The 22715-nt window shown below is 71.3% G+C and carries 19 protein-coding genes, 5 tRNA genes, 1 pseudogene and 1 riboswitch; of the genes and pseudogenes, 14 read left to right on the plus strand and 11 right to left on the minus strand.

Annotated features, from left to right (window positions below; all coding sequences use genetic code 11):
• Positions 1-128: 128 nt before the first annotated feature.
• From AB0M67_RS09790 to AB0M67_RS09800, 3 genes and pseudogenes are all read left to right on the plus strand, one after another.
• The gene (locus AB0M67_RS09790; RefSeq protein ID WP_365744402.1) at positions 129-398 is read left to right on the plus strand and encodes a hypothetical protein; all 270 of its coding nucleotides are present in this window, start codon (positions 129-131) and stop codon (positions 396-398) included.
• A gap of 208 nt (positions 399-606) precedes the next feature.
• Positions 607-1461 (plus strand): annotated as a pseudogene (locus tag AB0M67_RS09795) (ABC transporter ATP-binding protein); the annotation flags it as partial.
• Positions 1462-2709: 1248 nt separating this feature from the next.
• Positions 2710-2892, plus strand: coding sequence for a hypothetical protein (locus AB0M67_RS09800; RefSeq protein WP_365744404.1), 183 nt, complete (start codon positions 2710-2712; stop codon positions 2890-2892).
• A gap of 139 nt (positions 2893-3031) precedes the next feature.
• On the opposite strand, the gene AB0M67_RS09805 is transcribed toward AB0M67_RS09800, so the two are convergent.
• The 5 genes from AB0M67_RS09805 to AB0M67_RS09825 all read right to left on the minus strand — a co-directional run bounded on the left by AB0M67_RS09805 (position 3032) and on the right by AB0M67_RS09825 (position 5536).
• Positions 3032-3105: transfer RNA gene (locus tag AB0M67_RS09805), tRNA-Phe, on the minus strand.
• Positions 3106-3126: 21 nt separating this feature from the next.
• Positions 3127-3201: transfer RNA gene (locus AB0M67_RS09810), tRNA-Asp, on the minus strand.
• A 42-nt stretch (positions 3202-3243) separates the two neighbouring features.
• Positions 3244-3316, minus strand: a tRNA-Glu gene (locus tag AB0M67_RS09815).
• A gap of 80 nt (positions 3317-3396) precedes the next feature.
• On the minus strand, positions 3397-5085 hold the full coding sequence (locus AB0M67_RS09820; RefSeq protein ID WP_365744406.1) for a metallophosphoesterase: 1689 nt from the start codon (positions 5083-5085) through the stop codon (positions 3397-3399).
• Positions 5086-5185: 100 nt separating this feature from the next.
• A complete protein-coding gene (locus AB0M67_RS09825) occupies positions 5186-5536 on the minus strand; it encodes a metallopeptidase family protein (RefSeq protein WP_249951658.1) in 351 nt (116 codons plus the stop codon).
• Positions 5537-5703: 167 nt separating this feature from the next.
• On the opposite strand from AB0M67_RS09825, the gene AB0M67_RS09830 reads away from it, so the two are divergent.
• The 3 genes from AB0M67_RS09830 to AB0M67_RS09840 all read left to right on the plus strand — a co-directional run bounded on the left by AB0M67_RS09830 (position 5704) and on the right by AB0M67_RS09840 (position 9132).
• The gene (locus AB0M67_RS09830) at positions 5704-6342 is read left to right on the plus strand and encodes a hypothetical protein (protein WP_365744409.1); all 639 of its coding nucleotides are present in this window, start codon (positions 5704-5706) and stop codon (positions 6340-6342) included.
• Positions 6343-6546: 204 nt separating this feature from the next.
• Positions 6547-8772 (plus strand): DEAD/DEAH box helicase, encoded by a 2226-nt coding sequence (locus AB0M67_RS09835; RefSeq protein WP_365744411.1) that lies wholly within the window; start codon positions 6547-6549, stop codon positions 8770-8772.
• Between the two features lie 287 nt (positions 8773-9059).
• Positions 9060-9132 (plus strand) — tRNA-Lys (locus AB0M67_RS09840).
• Positions 9133-9282: 150 nt separating this feature from the next.
• Here AB0M67_RS09840 and AB0M67_RS09845 read toward each other — a convergent pair.
• Positions 9283-9537 carry a hypothetical protein gene (locus AB0M67_RS09845; RefSeq protein ID WP_365744413.1) on the minus strand — a complete coding sequence of 85 codons (255 nt, stop codon included), beginning with the start codon at positions 9535-9537 and terminating at the stop codon, positions 9283-9285.
• 311 nt (positions 9538-9848) lie between these two features.
• On the opposite strand from AB0M67_RS09845, the gene AB0M67_RS09850 reads away from it, so the two are divergent.
• Positions 9849-10898, plus strand: a complete 1050-nt coding sequence (locus tag AB0M67_RS09850; RefSeq protein WP_365744415.1) for a helix-turn-helix domain-containing protein — start codon at positions 9849-9851, stop codon at positions 10896-10898.
• 175 nt (positions 10899-11073) lie between these two features.
• Positions 11074-11286: a hypothetical protein gene (locus AB0M67_RS09855; protein ID WP_249951663.1), complete on the plus strand. Its 213-nt coding sequence runs from the start codon at positions 11074-11076 to the stop codon at positions 11284-11286.
• A 93-nt stretch (positions 11287-11379) separates the two neighbouring features.
• Here the strand turns inward: AB0M67_RS09855 and AB0M67_RS09860 are convergent, their stop codons facing one another.
• A complete protein-coding gene (locus tag AB0M67_RS09860; protein WP_365744495.1) occupies positions 11380-12081 on the minus strand; it encodes an HAD family hydrolase in 702 nt (233 codons plus the stop codon).
• A 65-nt stretch (positions 12082-12146) separates the two neighbouring features.
• Between AB0M67_RS09860 and AB0M67_RS09865 the strand changes: the two genes are divergently transcribed.
• From AB0M67_RS09865 to AB0M67_RS09890, 6 genes are all read left to right on the plus strand, one after another.
• Positions 12147-12356, plus strand: coding sequence for a hypothetical protein (locus tag AB0M67_RS09865; protein ID WP_365744417.1), 210 nt, complete (start codon positions 12147-12149; stop codon positions 12354-12356).
• Between the two features lie 105 nt (positions 12357-12461).
• Positions 12462-12535 (plus strand) — tRNA-Met (locus tag AB0M67_RS09870).
• Positions 12536-12650: 115 nt separating this feature from the next.
• Positions 12651-13397 (plus strand): MerR family transcriptional regulator, encoded by a 747-nt coding sequence (locus tag AB0M67_RS09875; protein WP_365744419.1) that lies wholly within the window; start codon positions 12651-12653, stop codon positions 13395-13397.
• 279 nt (positions 13398-13676) lie between these two features.
• Entirely contained in the window at positions 13677-14819 is a 1143-nt protein-coding gene (locus AB0M67_RS09880) for a PP2C family protein-serine/threonine phosphatase (protein WP_365744496.1), read from the plus strand.
• A 284-nt stretch (positions 14820-15103) separates the two neighbouring features.
• A riboswitch (cyclic di-AMP (ydaO/yuaA leader) is annotated at positions 15104-15257 on the plus strand.
• 11 nt (positions 15258-15268) lie between these two features.
• Positions 15269-16294 carry a M23 family metallopeptidase gene (locus tag AB0M67_RS09885; protein WP_365744421.1) on the plus strand — a complete coding sequence of 342 codons (1026 nt, stop codon included), beginning with the start codon at positions 15269-15271 and terminating at the stop codon, positions 16292-16294.
• 99 nt (positions 16295-16393) lie between these two features.
• A complete protein-coding gene (locus AB0M67_RS09890) occupies positions 16394-17338 on the plus strand; it encodes an aldo/keto reductase (protein WP_365744423.1) in 945 nt (314 codons plus the stop codon).
• Positions 17339-17397: 59 nt separating this feature from the next.
• Here the strand turns inward: AB0M67_RS09890 and AB0M67_RS09895 are convergent, their stop codons facing one another.
• The 4 genes from AB0M67_RS09895 to AB0M67_RS09910 form a co-directional block, all read right to left on the minus strand.
• Entirely contained in the window at positions 17398-18738 is a 1341-nt protein-coding gene (locus AB0M67_RS09895; RefSeq protein WP_365744425.1) for a PrsW family intramembrane metalloprotease, read from the minus strand.
• A 74-nt stretch (positions 18739-18812) separates the two neighbouring features.
• On the minus strand, positions 18813-19589 hold the full coding sequence (gene trmB, locus AB0M67_RS09900) for a tRNA (guanosine(46)-N7)-methyltransferase TrmB (protein ID WP_365744498.1): 777 nt from the start codon (positions 19587-19589) through the stop codon (positions 18813-18815).
• Between the two features lie 56 nt (positions 19590-19645).
• Positions 19646-20869 carry an L-2-hydroxyglutarate oxidase gene (lhgO, locus tag AB0M67_RS09905; protein ID WP_365744427.1) on the minus strand — a complete coding sequence of 408 codons (1224 nt, stop codon included), beginning with the start codon at positions 20867-20869 and terminating at the stop codon, positions 19646-19648.
• A gap of 179 nt (positions 20870-21048) precedes the next feature.
• Positions 21049-22530, minus strand: coding sequence for an MFS transporter (locus AB0M67_RS09910; protein ID WP_365744429.1), 1482 nt, complete (start codon positions 22528-22530; stop codon positions 21049-21051).
• Positions 22531-22715: the final 185 nt, after the last annotated feature.

The following is a 22715-nucleotide window of genomic DNA, read 5'->3' on the forward strand; positions in this document are numbered from 1 at the left end:
CGGGCCGTCGGTCCGACCGGGCCCGGGGTGACAGTCCGTCCCCGGATATCTGCCGAACGGCAGATGGCAGCGGGCCCGCACTCCGGGAATCTGAAGCCATCACCATCCGACCGGAGACGGAGAACCCGATGTTCATCCGAGGCAAGAACACCCGCGGCAGGACCGCCACCACTCTGATCGCCCTTAGCGCCGGCCTGCTGCTCACCACCACCGCCTGCGCCGACTCGAAGAAGGCCGATCCGCAGGAGAGGACGTTCGCCTTCAGCGGCAAGCAGCTGAACGTCCGCACCAACGACACCCGACCGACCTGGTCGCCGCCGACATCAAGGACGTCCGCGTCACCCTGTGGTTCGACGAGGGCGCCTCGCTCGGTGGCTCCGACATCACCTGGGAGCTGAAGGACGACACGCTCGACCTGGACGCCTCCTGCAGCGGCCTGGCCGACTGCGACACCAAGTTCCGCGTCGAGGTGCCGCGCGACACCACCGTGCTGCGCAACGGCAACGCTACCGACCTCAAGGGCTGATCGGGCCGCGAGCCGGGCCCCGAACCACCCCCTCACGTACGCAGAACTGCCGGGCAGAGCAGTCGGAGAAGGCGGAGACCATGCTTGAGCTGATCGACATCACCAAGGTCTACAAGGGAGGCAAACGCGCGGTCGACGGCCTCTCCATGACCCTCGGCCACGGAATGGTGGGCCTGCTCGGCCCCAACGGCGCGGGGAAGTCCTCCCTGATGCGGATCATTTCCACGGTGACGAGGCCTACCAGCGGAACCCTCCGCTACGAGGGGACCGACCTCACCGCCGACCCGGACGCGATCCGCCGGCACCTCGGCTACCTGCCGCAGGACTTCGGCGTCTACCCGCACCTGACCTCGCGCGAGTTCCTCGCCTACCTCGCCGCCGCCAAGGGCCTCTCCGCCCGCTCGGCCAAGGCCCGGATCGAGGAACTGCTCGAACTGGTCAACCTCACCGAGGCCGTGAAGCGGCCGTTGGGCGCCTACTCCGGCGGCATGCTGCGCCGGGTCGGCATCGCCCAGGTACTCCTCGGCGACCCCCGGGTGATCGTGGTCGACGAACCCACCGCCGGCCTCGACCCCGAGGAGCGGGTCCGGTTCCGCAACCTGCTGAGCGACCTGTCCGCCGACCGCGTGGTGATGCTGTCGACCCACATCGTCTCCGACGTGGAGTCCGTCGCCTCCGACATCGCGGTCATGGCCGACGGGCGGTTCCTGCGCCGGGGCGCCCCTGAGGAGCTGATGGGGGACCTGGAGGGACGGGTCTGGGAGATCCTCGTCGACCCCTCCGCCGTCTCCGCCGTGCAGGGCCACTACGTGGTCAGCCGCATGATCCGCACCTCGACCGGAGTACGGCTGCGGGTTCTGTCGACCCAGCCCCCGGTCGGCGACGCCATTCAGGTCGCCCCGGACCTGGAGGACGCCTACCTCGGCGTCATCCGGGAGGACCGGGGGATCGACCTGGTCGCCCTGCTCAAACCCTTCCTGGTGATGGCGCTGCCTCTGCTGGCGCTGACGGCCGCCGCGGCCGTGCTCTTCGAGACCGTCCCGGTGCTGCGCGGCGGCGTCGGCAACGTGATCTGGTTCTTCGTCGCCCTGGTGGTGGGGATCGGCGGGCAGTCCTCGGACGCCCCGCTCGGCGGGCTCGGCGTCGGCCGGGCCACCGACTCGATGGGGGCGGCGCTGACCGAGGAGCTCGGGAAAGGAGGCGACCGCGTCTTCAGCCTCGGTCTCACGCAGGTCGCCGAACCGCTCACGCCGTTCCGCTGGGACGGGTTCGAACTTGGTGGTGGGTTCCTCGCGAGCCGCCTGCTGATCGTGGTGATCGCGGTGGCGCTGGCCCTGCTGCCCGCCCTCTGGTTCGGCCGCTTCGACCCCTCGCGCGACCGACGCGGCGACGCCGCGCGGGTCTCCGCCGAGGACGAGGCCGCCGCCGGTCTCCTGGCCGGGGCACACGTCCCCGGGCCCGCCACACCCGTATACCGCCCGGTGCCCACCACTGCCCTCACGCTGCCGAAGACGGCCACCGAGAGCGGCGGCACCTTCGGCCGGCTCCTCGCCGGGGAGGTACGCATCCTGGTGGGTGGCGTCTCCCCGTGGTGGTGGGTGGTGGCCGCCGCGCTGACCGTGGCCGGACTCGCCGTGCCCGGCGACCTTGTGACCGGGCTCGCCCTCCCCGCGGTCTGGATCTGGCCCGTGCTGATCTGGTCCCGCCTGGGCAGCCAGCAGGTGGAGCACGGCATGGAGGGCCTGCTGGGCGCGTACCCGGCGGTCCGCCGGAGGCTGCTGGCCGAATGGGGGGCCGGCGTCGTGCTGACGGCTGTCCTGGGTCTGGCCCCGCTGATCCGCATGACGCTCGCGGCGGACGTCCCGGGCCTCGCCGCCTGGCTGGCGGGTGTGCTGTTCGTCCCCTCGCTGGCCATGCTGCTCGGCGTCGTGTGCCGCACTCACCGGGTGTTCCAGGCGGTCTACCTGCCGATCTGGTACCTGGTGGTCAACAAGGTGGCGGCCCTTGACTTCATGGGCGCCGTCCGCGACGGGGGCGCGCCGGCCGGGCCCACGCCCCTCTTCTACGCGGCGGCCCTGCTCATGCTCGGCGCGACCTTCCTGGCCGCCGAAACCAGGCGCAAGCTCACGGCCTGATCCGTACCGCCCGACTCGTCCCAGAACCGAATCCAGGAGGGGAAGAACGTGGATCACAACCTGCATCCCGAGCCTGTTCGCGCGGAACTCCGCTACCGGCCCTGCCGCTTGACCGAGCGTCGCATCTCCCATCTTGAGGCGGAGAACGAGGAACTGCGTCACGCGAACGGCATCCTGATCAGGATCATCGGCTCCTACGCCGACCCCGGCCCTGCGGACACACCTTCTTGATCTCGGCCCCCCCAGAACGCCGGCCGGCCCTCACATCCCCCGGAGGGCCGGCCGGTCCCCGCTTCCGCCGTCGGACTTTGCTGGGGCACGCAACGAGAACGTCCCGGACGGCATACCGTCCGGGACGTTCTCACTCCGGTGGCTGGGGCCGGGATCGAACCGGCGACCTATCGCTTTTCAGGCGATCGCTCGTACCAACTGAGCTACCCAGCCACGCAGCCTCTCGGCTGCAAGCGGTCCTGACGGGATTTGAACCCGCGGCCTCCACCTTGACAGGGTGGCGAGCACTCCAAACTGCTCCACAGGACCAGGTATACGTATGCGAAAAATCCGCACACGTACCATTTTGCGTGCCCCCAACGGGATTCGAACCCGTGCTACCGCCTTGAAAGGGCGGCGTCCTGGGCCACTAGACGATGAGGGCTAAGGGCCCGCCTGGGCGCTTTGCAGCGCGTCGGGGACGTGAGAAGCATATGGGATGGGCAGAGCTATCGCCAAAACGGTTTAGGGAGCGGGCAGGGGGACGTCCGGCGGGGTGGGCGAGGGCGCCCCGGCGCCGGGTGCGGGCGAGGCGGCGCCCGGCGTGCGTGCGGGGGAGCCGGACGGCGGTGCCGGGGAGCCGGTGCCCGACGACGGTCCCGTACCGCCCGTGCCCGACGGATCGGGGCCGGGCGAGGCGCCGGACCCCGGTGTGCCGATCTCCTGCGGAAGATGGCGGCTGACCTCGGCGGTCGTCAGCCCCAGCCCGCCGAGGGTGATCTCGTCCCAGGCCTGGAGCCGCTTGGTCGTCCGGTCCAGATAGAGCACGGACATCTGCACCTTCTCCGGGGTCTCGTTCTGCACGGCGCGCAGCCCGCCGCCGCCCGTGGAGCCCTCGATCTTCAGCCGGGTGCCGTGCGGCAGCATCTGGGTCTCGCGGTGGTGGATATGGCCCGAGAGAGCCAGCGGGACGAGACCGTCGGTCTCCCGCGCGGCCACCGGGTTGTGGGCGACCGCGATATGCACGGGCGTGCCGGCCCGCTGCTGGTCGCGGAGGGCCGAGGCGAGCCTGATGCCCGTCATGCGTTCCGCCGGGTCGCCCTGGGCCTCCACCGAGCGGTCGGGGGTGAACTGCGGATCGCCGCTGCCCGCCACCCGTACCCCGGCGACGGTGACGGCCCGGCCCTCGTCCAGGACCCGGACGTTCTTCATGCGCCGCAGATACTCCTGAGTGCCGCGCGAGTCGTGGTTGCCGCGCACCCAGACGTACGGGACGTCGAGGTCGGCGATCGGGTCGAGGAAGGTGTTCTCGGCGGAGGCGCCGTGGTCCATGGTGTCGCCGGAGTCGATGATCACGTGGATCCCGTACTGCTCGACGAGGGAGCCGATGATGTGCCAGGCCGCCGGGTTGAGATGGATGTCCGAGACATGCAGTACCCGGAGGGTGGCCGGGTCAGGCTGGAAGGTCGGGAGCGTCGAGGCGGCGTCGTACAGCTTGGTCACGTTGGTGACCAGCCGCGCCAACTCCTTCTGGTAGACGTTGAAATCGTTCACGATCGAACGCGCGCTGCCGACCACCTGCGGGGCGGAGGAGAGCAGTCCGGAGAACCGCGGCTCAAGCACCGACTTGGGGTTCCAGGTGGCGTACGCGCCGACGCCCGAGGCGGCCAGCAGCGTGAGCGCCAGCCCGCCGGCGACGAGGGCGCGGCGGGGACGGCGGTAGACGGCGAGCCCGAGGGCGGTGGCTCCGGAGACGACGGCGACGACGGACCGTACGGCCAGCTCGGTGGTGCCGTCCATGACGTCGTGGCTGACCTCGCCCTGGAGACCGGAGAGCCGCTCGGGGTGCTCGACGAGCGCCTGGGACCGTACGGGGTCCAGCTGGTCCACATCGACGTCGAGACGGATGGGGGCGGTGTGCGTGCTCAGCTCCAGCGCGCCCAGCGGCGAGACATTGATCTTGGTGCCGCCGGTCAGGGACGGGCGCAGCGTCATCTTGGTGTCCATCGGACCGACCGGGGTCTTGACGCTGCCGACGATCAGCAGCCCGAGCCAGGCGCCGAGGAGGACGACGGTGAACAGCCCGAGCGCGCGGGCGTAGGGGTGCGGGGAGTGGACCAGGGCGCTGGTGGGGGCGTCGCGGCTGGAACTGAGATGGCCCTGGATGCGGGTGAGCGAGGTACGGAACGGGAAGCGTGGTACATCACGGGCCATTGGTCGCGTATGCCCACGATGAGGGCCGGCCATGCCTGACTGCCGCCATCAGGAGTAGTGGGCGGGCCCCGGGTCCGGTCCGGTTCCGACGGGGCCGGGCTCAGCCCCAGCCCAGCTCGTGCAGCCTGTCGTCCGCGATGCCGAAGTGGTGGGCGATCTCATGGACGACGGTCACGGAGACCTCGTGCACCACCTCCTCGGGGGTCTCGCAGTAGCGCAGGGTCGGCCCCATGTAGATGGAGATGCGGTCGGGCAGCACCCCGGCGTACCACTCGCCGCGGTCCGTGAGCGGAGTCCCCTCGTAGAGCCCCAGCAGCTCGGGGTCGGACGCGTCCGGTTCGTCCTCGACGAAGACGGCGACGTTGTCCATGACCTTGGTCAGCTCCGGTGGGATCTGATCGAGGGCCTGGCTCACCAGCTCTTCGAAGGTCTCGCGTGTCATCTCCAGCACATCGCCATTGTCCAGCAGAGTCCGGCGGAACGGCCCCCGCCTTCCGGACGCGCGGGTGCGGGATATGTCCCGGGCGTGTCCCCGGCGGGGAAAAGGGAGTTGAGCAGTGAAACCCTTCCCCCGCCGTCGGCGGGGAGACCCGTTCCACGCCCCCGGAGGTGCCACTCGTGCGCCAGTTGTCCGCACCAGGCCGTCTCGCCGTCTGGATCGTCACGTCACTGGCGGTCGCGGCCTCCACAGGCTGCATGAGCGTCGGCGAGGACGAAGGAAAGCCGGCGCCCTCGCGGTCGGCGGAGGGCCGGGGCGCCGCGGCCGAGCCCGACGGCGTCACGGGCGAGGGAGCAGGGGCCGGTGAGCCCTATGCCTGGCAGGGCCGTACGGAGAGCGGCGACCCGGAGCCGAGCGGCGCGGACGGCCGGGGGAAGGAGGGCCGGGACGGTAAGGGCGAAGGCGAGGGAACGGGCGATACGGGCGATACGGAGGACAACGGCGCTTCGCCGAGCGCCAGTTCCGGCGTCACGCCCTCGCCCGAGCCCTCGAAGGGCACGCGTCCGACACCGGGGAAGCCGGTGCCGCCGGGCGACGGGCCCGCACCGCCCAAGGAGCCCACGCGCCCGGCGCCGCCCGCCTCCCCGCCGCCGGGACCCCCGGACCCCGAACCGCAGCCCGAGCCGGAGCCGACGAAGCCGCCGGAGCAGCCGTCCGCGTCACCGGCGGCGGATGTCCGTGCGAGCGCGAGGTCGGCCGGCGACGGGATGGGGATGCGGACGGAGCCCGCGGCATCGCCGCAGCTCGGACCGGTGTGAGGGAGGTCGCGGCGGAGGCGGTTTGCCTAAGAGGGGGGAGGGTGCGTATGGTAGTAGATCGTTTGATCATTGCCCGGCGCCGACACAGAAGAGCGCCGCGTGGCGCGTACTCTCCCTTGCCGTGGCTGACCGCATTGAGGCGGTCGATTTGCGAATCACGGAGTTTGGGCGCGTGCCGAGACTCCGGAAGGTTTCGCATTTCGCATGTCCATTTCCAGTACTGACCACGCCGTCATGCCCGAGAACGAGTCCCCCGAGACGGTCGCCGACGTGACCGCCGAGATCGTCGAGAGCGCGGAGGCCGTCGTGGCCCCCGAGACGGCGACCGAGGCCTCCGACACCGAAGAGGCCTTCGAGGCTGACGAGGCGTCAGACGCCGATGAGGCCCCCGGGCTCAGCTTCGGCGATCTGGGCCTCCCGGACGGCATCGTCCGCAAGCTCACCCAGAACGGCGTCACCGCCCCCTTCCCGATCCAGGCCGCGACCATCCCGGACGCGCTGGCGGGCAAGGACATCCTGGGCCGAGGCCGTACCGGCTCCGGCAAGACCCTCTCCTTCGGTCTGCCGCTGCTGGCCACGCTGGCCGGCGGCCACACCGAGAAGAAGAAGCCCCGCGGTGTCATCCTCACCCCGACCCGCGAGCTGGCGATGCAGGTCGCGGACGCCCTCCAGCCGTACGGCGATGTGCTCGGCCTGAAGATGAAGGTCGTCTGCGGCGGTACGTCGATGGGCAACCAGATCTACGCGCTGGAGCGCGGGGTCGACATCCTCGTCGCCACCCCGGGCCGACTGCGCGACATCATCAACCGCGGCGCCTGCTCGCTTGAGCAGATCCAGATCGCGATCCTCGACGAGGCCGACCAGATGTCGGACCTGGGCTTCATGCCCGAGGTCACCGAGCTGCTCGACCTGGTGCCCGCGGGCGGTCAGCGCATGCTCTTCTCCGCCACGATGGAGAACGAGATCAGCACGCTGGTCAAGCGCTATCTGTCCAACCCGGTCAGCCACGAGGTCGACAGCGCCCAGGGCAATGTCACGACCATGACGCACCACGTGCTCGTCGTGAAGCCGAAGGACAAGGCCCCGGTCACCGCGGCGATCGCCGCCCGTAAGGGCCGCACGATCATCTTCGTACGGACACAGCTGGGCGCCGACCGTATCGCCGAGCAGCTGCGCGACTCGGGTGTGAAGGCCGACGCGCTGCACGGCGGTATGACGCAGGGCGCGCGGACCCGGACGCTGGCCGACTTCAAGGACGGTTACGTCAACGCGCTGGTCGCCACCGATGTCGCCGCGCGCGGTATCCACGTGGACGGTATCGACCTCGTGCTGAACGTGGACCCGGCCGGGGACCACAAGGACTATCTGCACCGCTCGGGCCGTACGGCGCGGGCCGGCAAGTCGGGTGTCGTCGTCTCACTGGCGCTGCCGCACCAGCGCCGCCAGATCTTCCGGCTGATGGAGGACGCGGGCGTGGACGCCTCGCGCCACATGGTCGGCGGAGCCGGCGCGTTCGACCCGGAGGTCGCCGAGATCACCGGCGCCCGTTCGCTCACCGAGGTCCAGGCGGACTCGGCGAACAATGCGGCCAAGCAGGCCGAGCGCGAGGCCGCGGAGCTGGCCAAGCAGCTTGAGCGGGTGCAGCGCCGCGCCGCCGAACTGCGCGAGGAGGCCGAGCGCCTGGTCGCCCGTGCGGCGCGCGAGCGGGGCGACGACCCGGAGGCGGCGGTGGCCGAGGTGGCCGCCGAGGCCGAGCGCGCGGTCGAGGAGGCGGCTGCCGCCGCCGCTGCCGTACCGGCGCAGCGCGAGGAGCGCAGGGACAGCCGCGACGACCGGGGCAACTTCGGGCGCCGCGACGACCGCGGCGAGCGGAGCGGCCGGGGCGGCGCGCGCGGCTACACGCCGCGCGACGACCGCGGTGCCGAGCGCGGCGCGGAGCGCGGTGGTGACCGTGGCGGGTTCCAGCGTCGCGACGACCGCGGTGGCTTCCGCCGGGACGAGCGCAGGGACGACCGTGGCGGTGACCGCGGTGGCTTCCAGCGCCGTGACGACCGGGGTGGCGAGCGGGGCGGTTTCAACCGTGACCGTCGGGACGACCGCGGTGGTGACCGCGGCGGGTTCCAGCGCCGTGACGACCGGGGTGGCGAGCGCGGTGGCTTCAACCGTGACCGTCGGGACGACCGTAACGACCGCGGTGCCGAGCGCCGTGACGACCGCGGTGGCCGCTCCTTCGAGCGCCGTGACCACCGTGGCAGCGACCGCCCGTTCAACCGCGACCGCCGCGACGACCGCCCGTCGAGCGGCTTCCGCCCCGGCGGCCACGACCGCCCCTCCACCCGCCGTGACGACCACCGAGGCGGCACGACGGGCACCGGCACCGGCTCCTTCGGCCGCCGCGACGACAAGCCGCGCTGGAAGCGCAACGGCTGACCGTCCGCCAACGGCCCGTCATCGGGCCTGACGCACGAACAGGGCCCGTGCCCCACCCCCGAGGTGGCGCACGGGCCCTGCCCGCGTCCGAGGGCCTGAGACCTCCGAGGCCCCGAGGTTACGGACACCCCGTCCACCTCGGACCCACGAATACCGCCTCCGGCCACCCTGCCGACACCTCCCCCGCGAACCGCGCAGACACCCGCGCCGACGCGCGACATACCCACGACGGGATACCCGATCGGCGCAGGGCCGAGGGCGGGCTATGCTCGTGTGTGTTGTGCCGAGGGCCGTTAGCTCAATTGGCAGAGCAGCGGACTTTTAATCCGTTGGTTGTGGGTTCGAGTCCCACACGGCCTACCGCGGGAGGCCCAGGCCAGAACATATCTGGCCGGGGTCTCTCATCATTTTCCGGCATGTACGGGCCCGTTGCTCGCGACGCGTCTTCCGCCGGGACCCGCGCGAATGAACACCACACGCGACGCCGCGAAAGTCGCGGGACAGACCGTCTCAGCCCCAGTTGAGGAGTCCTCCCGGCGCCGGAGCCGCCGCCTGGACGCGGGCCGGTTGGGGGGACGGCAGGGGCGGCGCCGCGTGCAAGTGGCGTTGGGGGGTGGCGTGGCAGGGGCAGTCGCAGCGCAGCGTTTCGATCGCCGGTCCTGTGCGTGACTGCCAGGGGAGCCGGGTCTCGCCCGGGCCGTGGCATTCCGCGTGCTCCTCGATGCGGCACGCCGGCGCCGTGTAGGCGGGCACCTTCGGTGTCACTGGGCCGCTTCCACTTCGTGTCCGTCCGTCGTCGCCGGGGTTGCCGCGTCATCCGTAGGTGTGGCTTCCGCGCCGTGCCGACCGGGTGCGGGCGGCGGTACGGCAATCGGCATGACGCCTCTCCTACTACGCTGAGTTGCCCGTCCGCTACTGGGCTCATGACAGTAGGGAGCGGAGTTCACCGCTTGAAGTGACCACGGGTACGGGTAGCCGGCCCCGGTCCGCGTGCGATTGGGGACCCCGTGCCGAACGTTCCGCGGTTCACCCTGACCGGCAGTCGGGAAAGCGCGCCCAGGGCCCGTGCGGGGATCGTGTCCGGTTCCGTGTTCCGGATCATCCGTGAGCAACTGGGGCTCACGCAGGAGGCCCTGGCCGAGCAGTTCCGGGTGTCGGCCGACACCGTCGCCGGATGGGAGTCGGGGCGGCGGGCGCTGACCGCCGTACCCGTGGGGCAGCTGTTCGTGTACAGCCACCGGCTGATGCGGCTGGGTACGGTCCCCGCGCTGCTGCTGTCCCTGGAGCGCGCCATGGAGGCGGACGTCCTGCTCGCCGGCGCGCTGGACGGCGGTTTCTCGTACGAGGCCAACCCGCTGGGCGCGTGCGTCATGCGGCGGGATCTGGTCGAGGTGCTCGCCTGGCCTCTGAACGGGGTCGCTCCCACGTATCTGAGCGCGCTGCCCGAGCCGCCGCGTCCCCGGCGGGGGCCGGTGCCCCAAGGCCCCGAGCTGGCGGCCGTGGACCGCCGCCGCTTCTTCTCGGAGATGCGGCGCACCGCCGAGCGGGCCCGCGGGGCGGAGAGCTTCCTGCTGCGGCGCCAGGCCCTGTATCTGGCCGGCTATGACGACCGGGCCGACACCCCCGGCTGGCTGGCCCGCCAGCAGCGCGTCGAACGGCCGGACGACTGGCTGTCGGTGTGGCTCTACTCCCGCTCGGTGGCGGCCGTCGCCGCCCGGCAGGGGGACCGGGACCGGATGCGCCACTTCATCGACAGCACCCTCGTCGACGACGACGCGAGCGAGGCCGCCAATCTGAACTACTGGGCGTACTGGATCGGCGAGGCACCGCACATCCAGCTGTCCGACGACTTCATCGCCGCCCGTACCCCGGGCCGCTGGCCGGGCGACAAGCTGATGCGTCACCTCGTAGGGGGGCTGACACCGCGTCACGGGTTCTTCGACCTCAATGTCCACACCCTGTGGGCGCTGCTGGCGGCCCGGCCGAATCTGCTGCGGCCCGGCGGCCCGGCGGGGAGCGCGCTCAGCGCGTGTCTGCCGGCGCTGCTCGACGACCGGGAACTCTCGGCGCGGGCGAGGAGGGAACTGCAGGGAATTCGATACGCGATTCGGCTCGCCGAGGCGTAAGCGGGCAGGCATGGCGCCCCGCGCGGACATCTTCCCCCTTTGCCGAGACATTCTCGGTCGATGTGTACGTCGTGGGAGGACCGCACGACCGGTGTGATCCAGCCGACAGCCCGTGCCGAAAAGATCCGGGTCCCAGATGCTGCGGATGGGGCGAGATCGACGCACTCTTGGGCCTATGAGTGATGCACCGATCGTCGTCCACCGGGCGTCAGGGACAGGCGGGCGGCGGGTCACGGTCCGTGGGCGGATCATGGGGCTCGCCCACTCCGACGACCATCTGATCGAATTCCTGCGTCTGGCGGGGCTGCCGGACGCCTGGGAACTGCTGGACGACCCGGCCTGGGTGGAGTGGCAGGGCGGCCCCGCGCACGAGTACAGCGTGGTGTGAGCCGGCGTGGTGCGCCGCCCCCCGGCGCCCCCGGCGCCCCCGTCGCCCTTCGCCCACCCCGTTCCGTCAGCCCCCTCAGCGCTCTCAGCCCTGTCAGCCCTGGTGGTCCGCCCGTTCCGCCCTCTCGGTTCGCTCGGCCGGCTCGGCTCGCTCCCGCTGCTCCGCCGCGATCACGGCGAGCTGCGTCAGATTGTCGACCCGCCAGTCCGCCGCCTCGATCACCTCCGGGTCGTCCGCCCACAGATAGCCCCACGGCCCGCGCCGCAGATGGGCGGCGCGCAGACCCGCCTCCCGGGCGGGGAACAGGTCGTACGCGGGATGGTCGCCCACGTACACCGTCCGGTCGGGCGCGGCCCCCGATGCCTCGATGACGCGCGCGAAGAACTCCTGCGACGGCTTCTCGACGCCCCACTCGCCCGAGGTGGCGACGAGATCGACGGGCAGATCGAGGCCGCGCAGCAGCTCCCCGGTCCTGACGGTCTGGTTGCCCGCGAGGACGACGCGGACGCCGAGGGCCCTGATGCTCGCCAGCGCGGGCCGGACATCGGGGTAGAGATCGGACTCGTCGAGATGGTCACCGCGGCCGGCGGCCTCCCTGGCGCGGTACGCCTCGCCGACGTCCATGCCGGGTTTGATGAGGCGGAGGGCGTCGGCGTTGTCCCGGTTCTGGACGGTGGCGGCGCCGACGAGCGCGGAGATGGTGTGTCGGGGAATGCCCAGCCAGTCGGCCCAGGACGCCCAGTAGCGGTCGTCGCGGACGAGGGTCTCGCCGACGTCGAACACGATGGTTTCAATCACCGGTGTAAGCGTAGGGGGACACGCTCTGCCGATCGTCAGTGGCTGGCCGTAGCCTTGCTCCTATGTTCGCTTCCTCGTCCACTTCTTCCCCCGCTTCCGGTGACGGCGACTCGTTACGCGCTGTCAGGTCCGCCGCTGTCGTCAACGCGGAGATCCGTGCCCTGTGGGCACGGGCCGGTGGCGCGCTGCCGCCCGCCGAGCAGGAGCGCTACCAGCGACTTCTGGTGGAGTGGGCCGTCGCGGTCCGCGCGGATGTCGTCGAGGCGGCCTAGGGCCTTTCGTTCGGCTCAGGCCGGATCTTCGCGGACCAGTCCTGGCCGTCGGTGCGCCGCGTGGTGATGATCTTGCTCCGGATGGCGTAGAGTTGCATTCAACGGCGCGGGGTGGAGCAGCTCGGTAGCTCGCTGGGCTCATAACCCAGAGGTCGCAGGTTCAAATCCTGTCCCCGCTACTGGAAGAGAACGAAGGCCCGGATTCCTGGTGAATCCGGGCCTTCGTCATGCCCGCCCCCACGTACGGCTTCCGCGCTTGACCTTTACGTAACGTCAAGTTCTACCGTGAAAGTCATGGAGTGGTCGATCCAGGAAATCGCGAAGAAAGCGGGCACGACGAGCCGCACGCTCAGGCACTACGGCGAGCTGGGGCTGCTTGAGCCCAGCCGTACGGGCGGCAATGGCTATCGCTACTACGGACAGGACGCCCTGGTCCGGCTCCAGCGGATTCTGCTGCTGCGGGAGCTGGGGCTCGGGCTGCCCGAGATCGCACGGGTCCTCGACGGCCAGCAGGACACCGCCGCCGCCCTGCGCGGCCATCTGAAGCTGCTGGAGCGGGAACGCGAGCGCATCGGGCGGCTGATCGTCTCGGTGCGGACCACTCTCCACAAGACGGAGACAGGGGAGGAACTCATGGCCGAGGACGTATTCGACGGTTTCGATCACACGCGGTACGAGGAGGAGGTGACCCGGCGGTGGGGCCGGGACGCCTACCAGAAGGGCGACCGCTGGTGGCGGTCGCTGAGCGAGGAGGAGCGGCAGGGCTTCAAGGACCAGCACCAGGGCATCGCCAGGGACTGGGGGCGCCTGGCCGCGGCGGGGCTCGCGCCGGACAGCGGCGAGGCGCAGGACGTCGCCCGGCGTCACTGCGACTGGCTCTCCGCCACGGCCGAGCCCACCAGGTCGTATGTCATCGGCGTGACGGCGATGTATGTCGATGACGCGCGCTTCACCGCCGTCTACGACCAGTACGGTGAAGGTACGGCTGTGCTCGTGCGGGACGCCATGAAGGTGTACGCCGAGCGCCACCTGACCGACTGATCCGTTCCGTCGGCCCCGGTGCGCCCGAGCACCGGCGGGGTCGGCGGGCCGGCTCGCCGTAGCCCACTCGGCCGACGGCGATTCGCCGCCCGGGAGGGCAGCGGCCAGCCTGGGTGGAGCGCGGCACCGTCCGCAGCAGTCGGCGGACCGGGCAGGAGACCACTGGTGTGGAGACTGAGGAAGCTCGGAAAGAGCATCGGCGGCAGAGGCCGGCGGGCGGCCGAGGGCGCCGGTCTCCTGGCCACTGACGGAAGGGGCTTCTGGGCGGCCGGCGACAACGTGCGCGGCGGCGGCCGGTATCCGGGCGGACGTGGCGGTACCGGACGCAGGCTGGCGCGGGCGCTGCCCGTGCTGGTGATCATCGCCGGGGTGATCTTCGACCTGGTGACCCCGACGCGGGTCACCGCGTCCCCCCTCTTCGCCGCCGCTCCGCTGATCGCCGCCCCGTTCTACCCGTTGGTCGGCACGCTCACCATCGCCGTCACCTCGTTGGTCGCCGAGGTGGTGCTGCATATCCACGCGGACACCCAGTTCCAGGTGGAGTCGGTCAGCGAAGTGCTGACGGTGCTGGTCGTCTCCCTGCTGGCGCTGTACATCAACGGTGTCGTACGGCGCAGCGGTGAGCGGCTGGCCTCCGCCCGCATCATCGCCGAGACCGCCCAGCGCGCGGTGCTGCCAAGACCGGCCGAGCGGATCGGGGGGCTGCGGATCGCCGCGCGGTACGAGGCGGCGCAGGAGGGCGCGTTCATCGGCGGGGACCTCTTCGCCGTACAGGACACGCCGTACGGGGTGCGCCTGGTGGTCGGGGACGTACGGGGGAAGGGTCTTGACGCGGTCGAAGCGGTGGCGGTGGTCATCGGGTCGTTCCGGGAGGCCGCCGAGCAGGAGAGTTCGCTGGAGGGGGTCGCGCAGCGGCTGGAGCGCGCGCTCAGACGTGAGGGGACGCGGCGGGACGGGCTCGATGTCTTCGAGGGGTTCACCACGGCCGTGCTCGCCGAGATCCCGCACGAGGAGGGTGTGGTGCGGCTGCTCAACCGGGGCCACCCCGAGCCGCTGCTGATGTGCGGAGACGGTGAGGTGCGGATGCTCGCCCCGAGCGATCACGCGCTGCCGCTCGGGATGAGCGAACTGGCCGCGTGGCCGGACCGGGCGGAGCAGGCCATGTATCCGGAGGGCGCGACGCTGCTCTTCTACACGGACGGGCTCACCGAGGCGCGCGATGCCCATGGGGTCTTCTACGTCCCGCGCGAACGGCTCGCCGGACGGGTCTTCCAGGGGCCCGACGAGATACTTCAGGCGCTCATCGACGACGTACGGCGGCACACGGGCGGCGGGAGCCAGGACGACATGGCGCTGCTGGCGGTCAGTCGGCCCTCGGAGGGCGAGCCGGAGCGGCGCAGGACCATGCCCTTGGTGCCATGAGAGGGCCGCGCCCGCCGTCGAAGCCGTCCTCCGGATCGCCCGGCGGGGAGCCCTTGCCACTGTATGTAATCGAGGGGTATCCCTCCGCATAACATTTGACACACCGTCAGAAATGTAGGCCCCCCTGACAGGCCGTCAACTCGCCCGATTAGATTCCCTTACATCCCGGTACGTCCGATGCGAAGTCGTTAACGATCACCCGGAACAGCTTGGAATAAGGGCCGGGTCTCTATTAACGTTCGATAACGCAGCGCGGTCGTCCCAGCCGTCGTCAGAGATGGCACCGTGCGCACGCGCCGAATCCCGCGAGGGAACCGGGGAACCACCAATTGGGGTGAATCGGGTGTCTTTTGCTGCCCTGTGCGGCAGGAGCGCCCGTAGGAGACCTTCCTGCTCCGAACCCGTCAGCTAACCCGGTAGGCGAGAAGGAAGGAAAGGAGCACGCCTCAGTGGCGTCCAACAAGCCTGCCCCCGAAGCCGTCTTCGAAACCCGCACCCTCGGCAGCGAGCCGGACAGGGCGTGGGGGGAATGGAATCCCACCGAGGAGTCCATACGGCCCGTACGCGGCCGGCACCGCGTCGCCAAGCAGCGCGGACTGGCCCGTAGCTCCACGGTCCTCGGCGTCGGCGTCATCGCCGCCGTCGGCGCGGGCGGCATCGCCACCGCGCAGGACAAGCCCGCGGTCTCCATATCCCTGCCCGACGCGATCACGGACAAGCTCCCGGACGCCGCTTCGCTGCCGGGAATGGGCTCGCTCGCCTCGGACGACTCCGAATCCCAGGTGCTCGCCGCCCCGCTCACCACCGCCGGGCTCACGGCCGCCGAGACCGAACAGGGCGCCACCGACGCCGGAGAGGCGCTGCGCGCCCGTATCCTCCAGCAGGCCGAGGCGCAGCAGACCGGGGCCGACGCGGCGCGGAAGGCCGCCGCGGAGTCGGCGGCGGCCGAGCAGGCCGCGGCCGAGGCCAAGAAGCAGCAGACCGACGCCGAGAAGAAGATCGAAGAGGCGAAGAAGAAGGCCGAGGCGGAGGCCAGGGCCAAGGCGGAGAAGGAGCGGCTGGCCAAGCTGGCCGCCAGCTACGCGATCCCCACCTCCTCGTACACGATCACCTCGACCTTCGGGCAGTCCGGCTCCCTGTGGTCCTCCGGGCAGCACACCGGCCTGGACTTCGCCGCGCCGACGGGCACCCCGCTCAAGGCCGTGCACAGCGGCACGATCAAGTCGGCCGGCTGGTCGGGCTCGTACGGGTACCGCACGGTCCTGGAGCTCGATGACGGCACGGAGATCTGGTACGCCCACCAGTCCTCGATCTCCGTCAGCGCCGGGCAGAAGGTCACCACCGGCGAGGTCATCGGCAGGGTCGGCGCGACCGGCAATGTGACCGGCGCCCATCTGCACCTCGAAGTTCACACGGCGGGCGGCGCGGGCCTGGACCCGATGAGCTGGCTGCGCGGCAAGGGCCTCAACCCGTAACCCCTCCCCGAGGGCATTGCCCCTCGGTATTCCCCCATACGGCCCACATGAGGGCGCGGAGCGGAATAGGGCGCCCCCTTCCGGGGATTGCATCCTCCTATGACCGCTCTGCGCCCACTGGGCTCCTCCAATCTGCGGGTCTTCCCGCTCGCCCTCGGCGGCAATGTCTTCGGCTGGACCGCCGACGAGACAGCCTCCTTCGCCGTCCTCGACGCGTACACCGCCGCGGGCGGGAACTTCATCGACACCGCCGACATGTATTCGTCGTGGGCGCCCGGCAACGAGGGCGGTGAATCCGAGACCGTCATCGGCAACTGGCTGGCCTCGCGCGGCAATCGCTCCGACGTACTGATCGCGACCAAGGTCGGCGCGCACCCGCGGTACCAGGGCCTCAAGGCGGCCACCATCAAGGCCGGGGTCGAGGAGTCGCTGCGCCGGCTCCGTACGGACTACATCGACCTCTACTACACGCACTTCGACGATCCCGAGGTGCCGGTCGAGGAGATCATGACCACCCTCGACCAGCTGGTGAAGGCCGGCAAGGTCCGTGCGCTCGGTGCCTCCAACATCGGCGCGGAGCGGTTGGCCGCCTCGCTCGTCTTCTCGGAGCTCGAAGGGCTCGCCCGCTATGTGGCGCTTCAGCCGCACTACAACCTGGTCTCCCGGGACACGTACGAGGGCGAGCTCCTGGACACCGTGCTGCGTCACGGCCTGTCGGTCGTGCCGTACGCCGCGCTGGCCTCGGGCTTTCTCACCGGCAAGTACCGTCAGGGGACCACGGTCGACAGTCCTCGGGCCGGCAGGGTGGCCGAATATCTGGAGTCCGAGCGGGGCGCGGAGGTCCTGACCGCGCTGGACCGGATCGCCGGGGCACGGGACGCCGAGATCGCGACCGTCGCGCTGGCCTGGCTGGCGGCGCAGCCGACCGTGGTCGCGCCGCTCGCGTCCGCGCGTTCGACCGAGCAACTGCCCGCGCTGCTGGCGGCGGTCGACTTTGAGCTGACGCCGGAGGAGCTGGCGAAGCTGACGGCGGCGTCCGCCTGACGCGTCCGCCCGAAGCTCCGTCGGACAGTCCTGTCGGACAGCTCCGTCGGACAGTCCTGTCATTGGCGGTACGGGTTGTAGCCGTCGTAGTCGACGTACGGCGGCGGCACCCGTACCCGGCCCGTGGCCCGCGCCGCATAGGTCAGCGCGGGCCCGGCTATCTCCCTGCGCTGCCACAGATGGTGCAGCAGCTCCTGCTCGCGCTCGATGAAGTCCGGGCCGACCGCGCCGCGGTGCGCCCGGTGGCGCAGAAACGCCAGGGACGTCGCGAACGCCTCGTACTCCCGCACCGATCTGGCCGCCGACGGGCCATACGTACGGCCCGCGAAGTCACGCGCCATCGTGCGCGCCCGCATGGAGGAGAGCGCGAGCGGCGCGGCCGGGGTCAGCCACCCCGCCGCGGCGTACGCGGGCAGCTCGGACCCGACCGTGCGCAGCTCGCGCTGGCGGCTCCAGATCACCAGCCAGGTCAGCAGCGCGAAGACCGGGACCATGAACACCCCGTACACCACATAGAAGCCGTACGGGCCGAAGAGCGCCCCCGATCCGTTCCACAGCGCGTGCAGGCCCATCGCCAGGGCCAGCCCGAGCGGGGGGAGCACGAACCGGCGGATCCGCTGCCGACGGGCCGCCATCGCCGCCAGTCCGAAGCCGATGCCGGTGAGCACGGTGAAGAGCGGATGGGCGAACGGCGACATGACGACCCGTACGAAGAAGGTCGCGGCCGTGACGGAGGCCAGACCGGAGTTGCCCAGGTCCTGGTCCTCGCCGAAGGCGCTGCCCAGATAGAGGATGTTCTCGGTGAACGCGAAGCCGGTGGCGCTGAACCCCGCGATCACCACGCCGTCGACGAGCCCGGTGAAGGCCCTCCCGCGGAAGAGGAAGATCAGCAGAACCGCCGCGGCCTTGGCGCTCTCCTCCACGATGGGGGCTATCACCGTGGCACCGAGGGATTCCGCGCCCGCCGGGTCGGCGGTGGCGGTGGCTATCCATTCGGTCGCGAACGAGTTCGCGATGATCGCGACGAGGGCGGCGGCGAAGGCGCCCCACGCCAGGGCGAAGAGCTGATTCGGCCAGGGGCCCGGCTCGACCCGGTCCAGCCAGCGGAAGGCCGTGATGAGCAGCGGTACGGGCAGGACGGCCAGCCCCAGGCCCACCACAAAGCCCTCCGTGCCGGTCTCGTCCCTGACGAGCGCGAGGATCACCAGCGCGCAGAGGGCGAGCACCGTGATCAGGGCCCCCACCCGCACCGCGCGGCGGCGCCAGAAGGCGCGGCTCGGCCGGTAGCGCCTGCGGGCGGGCTCCGGCACGGCGGCCCACAGCTCACCGAGCCGCTGCTGATGCTCGTAGACGGGGATCGCCGGACGCGGACCGGGTGGCTGCGGGGACGGTTCTGACACTCGATGACCCTAACGAGGGGCACTGACACCTGGCGATGGTGCCCGAGCCACTACCCCGGGTTACGCGGGTCGGGTTACGCGGGTCCCGTTACGGGAGGGCGTTCCGCTGCGCGGCGGAACAGCAGGTCGTGCACCACATGGCCCTTGTCGAGCCCCTGCCCCTCGAATCGGGTCAGCGGACGGAAAGCCGGCCGTGGCGCGTAACCGCCGTCCCGCTGGGTGTTCTCGAAGCCGGGGTGGGCGGTCAGCTCCGCCAACATCTGCTCCGCGTACGGCTCCCAGTCCGTCGCGCAGTGCAGCACGGCCCCCGGCTTGAGCCTGCCCGCGGCCAGCGTGAGGAACTCCCGCTGGATCAGCCGCCGCTTGTGATGCCGCTTCTTGGGCCAGGGGTCGGGGAAGTAGATCCGCAGCCCGGCGAGCGACTCGGCCGGCAGCATCTCCCTGAGCAGGATGATCGCGTCGCCGTTGGCCACCCGGATGTTGGTCAGCCCCTTCTCCTCCGCGAGCCGGAGCAGATTTCCCTGGCCGGGGGTGTGCACATCGACGGCGAGGATGCCGGTGCCCGGGTCGTCCGCGGCCATGCGCGCCGTGGCCTCGCCCATCCCGAAGCCGATCTCCAGGACGACCGGAAGCCCGCCGAACATCTCGTCCGGGTCGAGCACCCGCTGCCCGTCGATGTCCATGCCCCAGTCGGCCCACATCCGCCGCAGCGCCTCGGCCTGGCCGGTGGTGACCCGGCTCCGGCGTGGCTGGAAGCTGCGGATGCGCCGCTCGAAGTGGGACCCGGCGGGGTCGGCCGCGGGGCCCGTGCCCTCGGGAAACATCCGGCTCATGGTGCGGTTCTCGGCCATCTCGTTCGTCTCGCTCACAGTGCCTCCGATTCTACGGAGGCCCGGGACCCCGGGGTTCAGTCCTCCGCCAGCACCACCAGCGCACGCCGTGCGACCTCCCGGCCGATGGGCAGCGAGGCGGTCGCCGCCGGGGACGGGGCGTTCAGGACATGCACCGTGCGCGGGGTCTGGCGGATCAGGAAGTCGTCCGCCAGCGTGCCGTCCCGCAGCACCGCCTGGGCCCGTACCCCGGCCGCCGCCGGGCGTAGATCCGCGTCGGTGACCGCCGGGAGCAGCCGCCGTACGGCCGTCGCGAAGGCGCGCTTGGAGAGCGAACGGTGCAGCTCACCTGCGCCGTACCGCCAGTGCTTGCGGGCCGTGCGCCACGAGCCGGGCCAGCTGAGCGTGGACGCCAGCTCGCCGGGGCGTACGTCCGACCAGGTGTAGCCCTCGCGGGCCAGCGCCGGGACCGCGTTCGGCCCGACATGGACACCGCCGTCGATGGAGCGCGTCAGATGGACGCCGAGAAACGGGAACGCCGGGTCGGGCACCGGATAGACCAGCCCCCGTACGAGATCCGGCCTGGCCAGCTCGTAGTACTCCCCCCGGAACGGCACGATCCGCATCCCCGGGTCGTCGCCCGCCAGCCGCGCCACCCGGTCGCACTGGAGCCCCGCGCAGTTCACCAGGGCCCGCGCCCTGACCACCGCGCCGGAGGCCGTACGGACCGCGACGCCCCAGGGGCGCCGGTCGATCGCCGTGACCTCGGATCCGTACCGTACGGACGCGCCGGCCGCTTCCGCCGACTCGGCGAGCTGCTCGGCGACCGCCACGAAGTCGCACACCCCGGTCGTACCGACCTGGATCGCCGCGAGGCCGCGCACCTGGGGCTCGTACTCCGTGATCTGCGCGGGGCCCAGCTCCCGCACCGGAATGCCGTTCTCCCTGCCGCGCTGGACCAGGGCGTGCAGCCGGGGCAGCTCGTCGCGCCGCGTGGCGACGATCAGCTTGCCCGTGACCTCGTGCGCGATGCCGTACTCCGCGCAGAACTTGACCATCTCGGCGGAGCCGCGCACCGCGTACCGCGCCTTGAGTGAGCCGGGGCGGTAGTAGACACCGCTGTGGATCACCCCGCTGTTGTGGCCCGTCTGGTGGCGGGCGGGGCCCGGCTCCTTCTCCAGCACCACGACCCTGGTGCCCGGAGCGGCGCGCGTGATCGCGTACGCCGTCGAGAGACCGACGATCCCGCCGCCGATCACCAGCACCTCGCAGTCGAAACCCATGCGCCCGCGTCCGCTCATGCGCGCCACCTCCCACCCCGATAGTGCACTGGCCCGCGGACGACGTGCTTAAACCACCGCGCTCGAACCGTTGACCTGTGGACATCTGAGCCATGCCTCGCGGACGGGTTCGGGCCAGTGTCGCCCGGATCAGTCTCCAGATCAGTCTCCGGATCGGGTCTCCGGATCGGGTCCCGGGATCAGGCGGGTGCCACCAGCAGGGGCCGCGCGCGCTCCCGCAGCTCCACCACCCGCGGCTCGTCCCCGTACGGCTCCAGGCGGTGCAGCAGATCCCGTACGTACTCCGTCGTACGCGCGGAGGAGATCCGGCCCGCCACCTCCACGGCCCGCGTACCCGCCGCGCAGGCCGCGTCCAGATTGCCCGACTCCAGTTCGGCCACGGCGCTCACCACCAGGCGCAGCCCGTGCGAGCGTACGAACTCCTCCGTCGGCCGGGACAGCGCCTGCTCCGTGAACTGCCGTACCTGGCGCGGCGCCTTCAGATCGCGGTAGCACTCGGCGGCGTCGGCCGCGAACCGGTCGTACGAGTAGAAACCCAGCCATGACGGATCGGCGTCGCCCTCCCGGGAGCGCTCCAGCCAGCCCTCGGCCGCCTTCAGCGCGGCCCCGGCCGCCACCGCGTCGCCCGCCTTCGCGTGCGCGCGCGCCTCCACCAGCCGGAAGAAGCTCATCGTGCGGGCGGTGGCGAGACCGCGATTGCGCTCCAGCGCCGCCTGGGCGAGATCCACGCCCTCGTCCGCGAAGCCGCGGTAGGTCGCCTGGAGCGACATGGAGGCCAGCACATAACCGCCGAGCGGTACATCGGCGGCGGCGCGGGCCAGCCGCAGCGCCTGGATGTAGTAGCGCTGGGCGGCCTCCTGCTGGCCGGTGTCGAAGGCCATCCAGCCGGCCAGCCTGGTCAGCTCGGCGGTGGCGCCGAAGAGCCCCCGGCCGACCTCGTCGCTGTACGCGCCGAGGAGCAGCGGCGCCGCGTCGACCCGCAGACACTCGGGCACCATCGAGGAACGCCAGTCCCCGCCGCCGTACTTGGAGTCCCAGCGCCGGGCGTCCGAGGCCGCCTCCCGCAGCTTGGCCACATCGCTGTGGCCCACGCGCAGCGGCGTGACCTCGCCGCCCGCTCCGGAGGCATCGACGGCCCCCCCGCTCCCGCCATGCGCTCCCTGCGCCGCCTCCGCGACCGCCGCGTCCCGGGCGACCGAGGAGTCGGCGGGGGTTATCAGCCACCGGGAAGCGGGTGTGGCGTAAGCGCTCACTGCGAAGGATCCGGCCAGCGACTGCCAGATGCCGCCGCCGCCCGCCCGGCGGCCCGCGAGGTCCAGCCGGTACAGCTCCGTCGCCGCGCGCACGGCCTCGCCCACATCGCGCGGGAAGGCGAGCCCGACCTCGGGGGCCGGATCCGCGTCCGCGAGACCGATCTCATGGAGTGGGACGGGACGTCCCAGCTTCGCTCCGATGGCGGCGGCGATGAGATGGGGCGCCGCACCCTGCGGGACCATCCCCTTCGACACCCAGCGCGCCACGGAGGTCTTGTCGTAGCGGAGTGTCAGACCACGTTGCGCCCCGAGGTCGTTGACCCGCCGGGCCAGGCCGGCGTTGCTGATTCCCGCGAGGGCGAGAACGGTTCCGAGCTTTTCGTTCGGCCCGCGTAGCTCCCTGGACATGCGTCACCCCTCGGCACACAGACGCCCGCCGCTTCGCGGCATAGGCGCGCGGCATTCGTAAACCCAGCGTAGTTCGCCACATCCCGACCGTTAAGGGGCGGAGTTCCGGATGGCGGGATTGTTGTCCGTGCGGTGATCGCGCCGCAGGTCCCCGAGCGGCACGCCGTGCTCCGGCCGTGCAGCGC

It is taken from the genome of Streptomyces sp. NPDC051662 (assembly GCF_040681655.1).
Taxonomy (GTDB): Bacteria; Actinomycetota; Actinomycetes; order Streptomycetales; family Streptomycetaceae; genus Streptomyces.